8 protein-coding genes are annotated in these 7676 nt (G+C 68.7%); 2 read left to right on the top strand and 6 right to left on the bottom strand.

Annotated features, from left to right (window positions below; translation table 11 throughout):
• Nucleotides 1-469 (top strand): DUF2227 family putative metal-binding protein (locus KBY81_RS15820; protein WP_254977018.1); only part of this gene is annotated, 469 nt, incomplete at its 5' end.
• Here the strand turns inward: KBY81_RS15820 and KBY81_RS15815 are convergent.
• The 5 genes from KBY81_RS15815 to KBY81_RS15795 form a co-directional block, all read right to left on the bottom strand.
• The gene (locus KBY81_RS15815; protein WP_254977017.1) at nucleotides 405-1502 is read right to left on the bottom strand and encodes a methyltransferase domain-containing protein; all 1098 of its coding nucleotides are present in this window, start codon (nucleotides 1500-1502) and stop codon (nucleotides 405-407) included. The genes KBY81_RS15820 and KBY81_RS15815 overlap by 65 nt on opposite strands.
• 52 nt (nucleotides 1503-1554) lie before the next feature.
• Nucleotides 1555-2526 (bottom strand): arsenosugar biosynthesis radical SAM (seleno)protein ArsS, encoded by a 972-nt coding sequence (gene arsS / locus KBY81_RS15810; protein ID WP_254977016.1) that lies wholly within the window; start codon nucleotides 2524-2526, stop codon nucleotides 1555-1557.
• 64 nt (nucleotides 2527-2590) lie between these two features.
• Nucleotides 2591-3931, bottom strand: a complete 1341-nt coding sequence (locus KBY81_RS15805; RefSeq protein WP_254977015.1) for a cation:proton antiporter — start codon at nucleotides 3929-3931, stop codon at nucleotides 2591-2593.
• Between the two features lie 231 nt (nucleotides 3932-4162).
• Nucleotides 4163-4477, bottom strand: coding sequence for a P-II family nitrogen regulator (locus KBY81_RS15800; RefSeq protein ID WP_015110057.1), 315 nt, complete (start codon nucleotides 4475-4477; stop codon nucleotides 4163-4165).
• Nucleotides 4478-4527: 50 nt separating this feature from the next.
• Entirely contained in the window at nucleotides 4528-5535 is a 1008-nt protein-coding gene (locus KBY81_RS15795; RefSeq protein WP_106219620.1) for a sodium-dependent bicarbonate transport family permease, read from the bottom strand.
• A 733-nt stretch (nucleotides 5536-6268) separates the two neighbouring features.
• Between KBY81_RS15795 and mazG the strand changes: the two genes are divergently transcribed.
• On the top strand, nucleotides 6269-7195 hold the full coding sequence (gene mazG / locus KBY81_RS15790; protein WP_254977014.1) for a nucleoside triphosphate pyrophosphohydrolase: 927 nt from the start codon (nucleotides 6269-6271) through the stop codon (nucleotides 7193-7195).
• On the opposite strand, the gene arfB is transcribed toward mazG, so the two are convergent.
• Nucleotides 7155-7589: an alternative ribosome rescue aminoacyl-tRNA hydrolase ArfB gene (gene arfB / locus KBY81_RS15785; RefSeq protein ID WP_254977013.1), complete on the bottom strand. Its 435-nt coding sequence runs from the start codon at nucleotides 7587-7589 to the stop codon at nucleotides 7155-7157. The two genes, mazG and arfB, sit on opposite strands and share 41 nt — an antisense overlap.
• Nucleotides 7590-7676 lie beyond the last annotated feature (87 nt).

The raw sequence follows: 7676 nt of genomic DNA, 5'->3' as shown, positions 1-7676 counted from the left end.
CGGCGCCTTCCTGGTCGGCGGCCTCTGGCTCTCCCCCGACCTCGACACCCGCTCCAACGCCACCCGCCGCTGGGGTCCCCTGCGGCTGCTCTGGTGGCCCTACCGGCGCCTGCTCAGCCACCGCTCCCTGCTCTCCCACAGCCCCCTGCTGGGCACCGGCCTGCGACTCCTCTGGCTGGCGGCGCTGGTGCTGGCCGCCTGCGCCGCCCTCGGGCCCCTGGGCGCCCCGGCGCCCGGCGAGCTGCTGCAGCAGGGCCGGGAACTCTGGGACTCCCAGAGGCCCCTGCTGATCGCCGCGTTCGTGGGCCTGGAGGCCAGCAGCTGGCTGCACCTGCTCCAGGACGGCGATCCGATCCCGCGGCTGCCGCGGCCCCTGCGGGCTCTGGGGCGCCGGTGGCGTCGCCTCAGCAGCAGGAGCCGCCGCTGGCAGGGGCGGCGGCCGGCGCGGCGGCGGGGGCGTCGGCGGTAGTCGGCGCGGTGGCGTCGAAGGGGAGGGTGCTGCCGCAGCCCTCGAACAGGCCGTAGTGGCGGCTGAAATCCCCGATGAAGTCGAAGTGGGGCGCCAACCGGCTCTCCGCCAGCATGCGGAAGGTGTTGCCGCAGACCGGAAACACCCGCCCCGTCTCGATGTGGTGGTGCTTGTCGAAGGGCAGGGCGTCGGGGTGGCCGGCGATGCTGCCGCGGTAGACCACCGCCTGGCCGTGGTCCTCGCAGGCGTCCTCCAGGGCCTTGATCTGGAACAGCCGGTAGGTGGCGGAGAAGAAGCGGATCGCTCCGGTGCGGGCGGCCAGCTCCGGGTCGGTGATCTCCAGGGGCCGGTCGCCCACCAGGCGCGGATCGGCGAAGCCGGCCAGGCGCGCCAGCCGCAGGAAGTCGTTCCAGTAGAGGGCGCCGCTGAGGCATTCGCCGTGCAGCACCGGGTCGTGGCGCAGGGCCTCGGGCACGCGCCGATCCGCATAGACATCGGCGAAGAAGAACTCCCCGCCGGGCTTCAGCAGCCGCCGCACCCCGTTCAGCACCGCCAGCTTGTCGGCCGAGAGGTTCACCACGCAGTTGGAGATCACCAGATCGAAGCTGGCGGGCTCCAGCGGCAGGGCCTCCAGCTGCTCGATGCGGCCCTCCAGAAAGCGCACGTTGGCGTAGCCGAACACCTCGGCGTGGTGGTCGGCGTGGCGCCGGGCCACCGCCAGCTGCTCCGGCGTCATGTCGATGCCCACCACCTCGCCGCCCGCCCCCACCAGCTGGGAGAGCAGGTACACGTCGCGGCCGCTGCCGCAGCCCAGATCCAGCACCCGCAGGCCCTCCAGCAGCGGCGGCACCACCAGGCCGCAGCCGTAGTAGCGGCTCAGCACCTCGGGGTGGATCCGGGCCAGCAGGGGCCGCAGCGCCGGCGGCACGCTGCTGGCATCACAGCAGGCGCTGGTGCGCAGGTCGGCGCTGCTGCTGAGGGTGGAGCCGTAGTACTCCTGCACGCTGCGGTGCAGATCGGTGGCGCTGGTCATCGGGGAGGGCTCGCGGGGGCTGGGGCGGCGTGGGGCTGGGACGGGCGGGGCTTCAGCTCAGGGCGCCGCCGCAGCTGGAGCCGGCGCCGGCGGTGCAGCCGAAGCAGTGCTCGGCCACGGCGATCGGCGCCCCCTCGAGATCCTGGTCCAGCAGCTGGCGCAGGTGGGCCCGGGGGAGGCCGCTGCCGGCCGGGAGGCCGAGCATCTGGTTGAAGTCGCAGTCGTAGAGGAAGCCCTGCCAGTCGACGCTGACCGTGGAGCGGCACATCACCTGGGCCAGGTTGGCCGGGTTGTGGTGCTGGCGCAGCAGCGTCATGTAGTCCTCCAGCTGCCCCTGCTGGCGCAGCACCGCCGCGAAGCGCTGGATGGGCATGTTGGTGATCGTGAACAGGCGGTTGAAGCGCAGTCCGAAGCGATCGGCCAGTTCGCGCCGGTAGTCGGACTCGAGGGCCGCCTGGGGGGGCGGCAGGCTGGGGCCCTGGGGGTTGTACACCAGATCCAGCTCCAGGCCTGCGTCCGGATCGCCGTAGCCGAGGGCGTTGAGCTGGCGCAGACCCGCCAGGCTGCGCTCGAACACGCCATCACCGCGCTGCCGGTCGACGTTGTCGGCGAGGTAGCAGGGCAGGGAGGCCACCACCTTCACCCCCTGCTCGGCCAGGAAGGCGGCCAGGTCCTCCTGGCCGGGTTCGCTGAGAATCGTGAGGTTGCAGCGGTCGATCACCGCCACCCCCAGGGCACGGGCCTGGCGCACCAGGTCCCGGAAGCCGGGGTGCAGCTCCGGCGCGCCACCGGTGAGATCGAGGCTGGCGATCCCGCGAGCCTCCAGCACCGCCGGCACCAGGGCGATGGTGTCGGACCCCATCATCTCGGTGCGGCTGGGGCCGGCGTTCACATGGCAGTGGCTGCAGCTCTGGTTGCAGCGGTAGCCCAGGTTCACCTGCAGGGTGTCGAGGCGGCCGCGGCGCAGGGCCGGGAACGGGGGTGCCAGGGTGGTGGTGGAGCCGGTCAGATCGGCGACGCCCATGGATCAGGGGGATGGATGCCGGAGGTACCGGCCGGGCGGCGATACGGATGGCGGGTGAGGTGGCTCAGCTGGGCTGAGGCGCTGTCTGCTTCTGACCACCGATCACGAGCCGCAGCAGAACCGGGGCCAGGAAGGTGGTGCCGATCACCATCAACAGGATGGCGGCTTCCAGGGCCGGGGTGAGGATGCCGGCCTGGGTGCCGAGTCCCAGGAAGATCAGACCCACCTCGCCGCGGGGCATCATCCCCAGGCCCACCACCAGGCGGTTGGTGGGGTCTTTGCTGGTGTAGGTCCAGCCTGCGGCCACCTTGCCGGCCACGGCCACCACCAGCAGGAACAGGGCCACCACCAGCCCTTCGCGGTTGGCGGGATCGAAGGGGTTGAGCACCGAGAGATCCATGCCGGTGCCGATCAGCACGAAGAACACGGTGGCGAACAGGGCCACCAGGGGTTTGACGGCGGCTTCGATGTCATGGGTGTGCCTGGAGGCGCTGAGGATCAGGCCGGCGGCGAAGGCCCCCAGGGCGGCCTCCAGGCCGATCGCCTGGGCGGCGAAACAGCAGAGGGTGAGCACCACGAAGCTGGCCACCGCCACATCACCGGGGGCCTTGAGATGGTCGACGACCCAGTCGAAGGCGGGGGCGGCGAAGCGGCTGAGCACCAGGGCGACGGCCACGAAGATCACCGCCGCGACGCACAGCTGGATGACAGGACCGAGGGTGAAGGAACCGCCGCCGGCCAGGGAGACCACCACCGCCAGGATGACGATGCCGAGGATGTCGTCGAGCACGGCGGCGCCGATGACGATCTGACCCTCCTTGCGCTTCAGCCACTGCAGCTCCCCGAACACGCTCGCCGTGATGCCGATCGAGGTGGCCGTCATGGCGGCGCCGGCGAAGACGGCCGGGATGAACGGCACATGGAACAGGTAGTAGAGGCCGGCGGTGCCGGCGGCGAAGGGCAGCACCACGCCGGTGAAGGCCACGGTGCCCGCCTGGATGCCGACGGCCACCAGCTCATCCAGTTCGCTTTCCAGGCCCGTGAGGAACAGCAGGGAAAAGAGGCCGATCTCGGCGACCACTTTCAGGCTGGAGAAGGTCTCGGTGTAGAGGGAGCTGATGGACTCCGGGGTGAGGCCTCCAAGGGAGCTCAGCAACCCGAGCAGAGCTCCGCTCAGCTGGGCCTGGGCCTCGGGGGGTACCACCAGATGCAGACCGGAGGCACCGATGATCACCCCGGCGACCAGCTCGCCGAGAATGGTGGGCAGCTGCAGCCGCACCATCAGCTCGGCCATGATGCGGGCCGCCACGAAAATGACGAGAAATCGGCCGACCCCGATCAGGGTTTCCGTCACTTCAACCTGGTGGCTGCCGACTTCCATCAGCAAGGTGGGCAGCAGATCCATCAGGTGGGGTACGGGTGGGTGCAGTTTTAGAAGGAAGGTGGCTCGCGCTGTTGTCTGGACGACACCAGAAACGAATGGATGCCGTGATGGGTCCGATCAGCGCTGGTGATCGGTGGACCGTCGAGTGCAGGGCGGGACCGGTAGAGAACGGTACCGCCCTCCATCCGGTGCCCTGGAAGAAACCCTCCCGACCAGGCAGGAACGGGAGGGCAACGTGGAACCGACGAGCGTTCAGAACTTGTGGTCGCGCAGGGCTTCCACGGGGTAGATGTAGGTGATGATCGAGAAGTCCGCGTAAAACTTGGCTTCGATCTCACGGGTGATGGTGTCGGCCAGCTCACGGGTGCCGGTGAGCACTTCGATCTTCACATTCGAGAGGGTGTGGGACACACTGGGCTCGCCCGTTGAGCGCACATTGCGGCTGCCTTCTCCACCGGCGGCATTGACGGTGTAGCCGGTGGCACCTGCCGCCTTGATGAGCTTGACGAGCTTCTTGGAGAGAACCTCCTCCGCAACGATGACAAGCTTCCAGACCTGTTGACTCATGGGTTTGACCTAAAGGGTTGAAGGCAGGAAATGGATAGGTGGGTGAGAGCTTATCGACCGAGCATGACCTCTGCAATCCCAATGAACAGGGGGATGCAGATGGCGATTGCCACGGGCGTGCCGATGGCGGTCGAAGCGCCGATGTAGGCCGAGGGATTCGCGGAGGGAATGCCGGCACGCAGGGTGGGCGGGCCCGAGATATCGGAGCTGGAGGCGGCGATCACCGCCAGCACGACAGCGCCGCCGATGGTGAAGCCGGTGATCTTGTGAATGATCAGGCCGACACCGAAGGCCAGGAAGCCATGGACGATCGGGGAGATGAAGGCGTAGATGGCAAACCACTGGGCGACCTTGCGCAGTTCGTTCATGCGCTGGGCCGCTTCCATCCCCATGATGATCATCAGCACCGCAAGGAAGCCGCGGAACAGGGGGTTGAAGAAGCTTTCGTAGACGGGTTCGGGCTTGGTGAGGATGCCAAGGGCCACGCCAAGGAGCAGCGACGTGACGGCCGAACTCTGGATGCTTTCCTTGATGATCGGCCAGACCTCAACTTTCTCGGCGGTGTTACCGGTCTTTTTGGAGAGGTAGACGCTGGCCACCACGATGGCGGTCACCAGCGCCGGAATGTCCATGAAGGGATAGAGGGCCGCTGTCCAGGCCTCATAGGGGATCTTGGCGGAATCCAGCTGCGGCAGCACCGCTGCCAGGGTGGAGCCACTCACCGCCCCGAACAGACCGCCGGTGGCCACAGCGTCAGGCACGCTGATGCCGGGCAGCTTGCCGAGGGTCCAGCGGGCGATGAAGACGATCACGATGCCCAGTCCCACGGCCGCCAGTGCCGGCAGAAAGATCTCCGTAGGGTTGGAATTCCGAATCGCGATCCCGCCCGTCAGGCCGATCTTCATCAGCAGGAAGAAGCTGATGAACTTGTAGATCGAATCCGGGATCGCCAGCTGGCTGCCAAGGGCGGCAACGATGATCCCGCCGATCAGGAATCCCAGGGTCGGGGACTGAACCTGCTCCAGGAAGAGCGGGAGGAAGTCGGAGAAGAATGCCACGTGGTGTCGGAGTTCTCTTCGGTTGAGTGGCCGTGAAAGGTAGCAGCCGCCACAGCTTGCCTGCCGAAAGTAACAAAGTGTGAAGAGCACGCCTTGCGGATGGTCCTTGCCTGGCTGTGAGTTTCTGCTGTGTCGGAAGACGGCGACGGTAAATGGAGCAGGATCTTGGCAAAGTCCGTGCCGCCACGGTCATTCAGGGATCTTGAAACAGCAGCCTTTCCGTGATTCCGGGATCGCTCTTTTCTGTGTCTGAAGCAGGGCAGTGTTTGCGTTCGTGAATGGATCGTCCCGCGCCAGGCCCATGAAGCCTCTGTCGCCCTTACCCATTGCCCTGCAAGGCCTCAGGCGGTGGTCGGATCATGGCCAGATGATCTGATGCCGCCGGTTGGAGTGGTCGCCTTCGGTGCAACTGTGGCCCGATGGGTCATGGCTTTACGGCGCGATCGATCGCGCCGGAATCTTGTCCTGTGGTCGCCGATGCCAGCCCTGGTGTTCCCAGCCACCACCGGCATGGCGATACCCGTCGGCGGCGCCAGGGGGTGGTGGAAGGGGTCGGTGTCGCTCTCAGGCTGGGGCGGACGTGAGGATCGGGTCATCGCTGATCCCATTCCCACAGTATTCACAGCCACCCCCATGGGTATCCGCAGCCACCGAAGCAGTCCACCCGGTCCCTCCCGTCCACGCCCATGCCTCCATCGCCAAGGATGGTGCCCCTGGTCCTTCTCTCCCTGCGATGTCCAGTTCCCGCCCTCTTTCCGCATCTCTGGCCGATGGGGCCGCGCCGGAGGCCCTGGCGGAGCTGGTGGCGATCGTCGACCGGCTGCGGGACCCGGAGGGTGGCTGCCCCTGGGATCTGGCCCAGACCCACGCCTCCCTCATTCCCTACGTGCTCGAGGAGGCCCATGAGGTGGCCGATGCGATCCGCCGCGGCGACGACGATCATTTGGCCGACGAGCTGGGGGACCTGCTGCTGCAGGTGGTGCTGCACGCCCGCATCGCCAGCGAAGCGGGTCGCTTCGATCTGGCCACCGTCGCCCGCACCATCGCCGCCAAGCTGGTGCGCCGTCATCCCCATGTGTTCGATCCGGCGGCGGAGCGCGCCGCCGATCCCGAGGCCGTGCGCCGCAGCTGGGAGGCGATCAAGGCCGCCGAGCGCCAGGAGCGCCAGCGGACCGCCGCCGGCCCTGACGCGCCTCCAGAGGCCGCCAGCCCCCTCAGCGACCGCCTGGCGGAGAAGGTGCGCGGCCAGCCTGCCCTGGCCGGTGCCATGACCATCTCCCGCAAGGCCGCTGCCGCCGGTTTCGAGTGGGACGACATCGAGGGGGTGTGGGCCAAGGTGCAGGAGGAATGGGACGAGCTGCGGGAGGCCGTGGCCAGCGGCGACCGGGCCCATGCCCAGGAGGAGCTGGGCGATGTGCTCTTCACCCTGGTGAACGTGGCCCGCTGGTGCGGCCTCGACCCGGAGGAGGGTCTGGCCGGCACCAACCGCCGCTTCCTCGACCGCTTCTCCCGGGTGGAGGCCGCCCTGGGAGGCGATCTCGGCGGCCGCGGCATCGCCGAACTGGAGGGCCACTGGCGGGCCGCCAAGGCACAGATCCGTGCCGAGCAGGATCCCGGCCCTAGACCTCCTCAGGAGGGCCCAGCCGCCGGTTGCTCTTGATCGATCCCCGCTGCCGTTTGGCCTTCAGCCGCCGCTCCACCGAGCCCCGGCTGGGTTTGGTGGGACGCCGCGGCGGCGGCGGTGGCGCGATCGCCGCCTGGACCAGCTCCACCAGACGCTTCTGCGCCGCCTGACGGTTCTGCCACTGGGAGCGGTGTTCCGCCGCCACGACCACCACCCCGGCCGGGGTGAGCCGGGCCGCCAGCCGCCGCAGGGCCCGCGCCCGCAGCGCGGGGGGCAGGGCGCCGCTGGCGGCCAGGTCGTACACCAGCTCCACCCGGGAGTCGGTGGTGTTCACCCCCTGGCCCCCGGGGCCGGAGGCGCGCGAGAAGCGCCCGCCCAGCTCCGCCGCCGGGATCACCAGGCCGTTCCCCAGGGGCAGATCGCCGCTCACACCAGGCTCACTTCGCCGCTGCCGATGTCGAAGTAGGCGGCCTGGATGGCCAGCCGCCCCTCCGCCACAGCCTGGCCCAGCAGGGCG

Source organism: Cyanobium sp. Lug-B, assembly GCF_024345635.1.
GTDB lineage: Bacteria > Cyanobacteriota > Cyanobacteriia > PCC-6307 > Cyanobiaceae > Cyanobium > Cyanobium minutissimum.
Note: the sequence above shows the minus strand (reverse complement) of the source record. Positions and strands in the feature narration are given on the sequence as shown.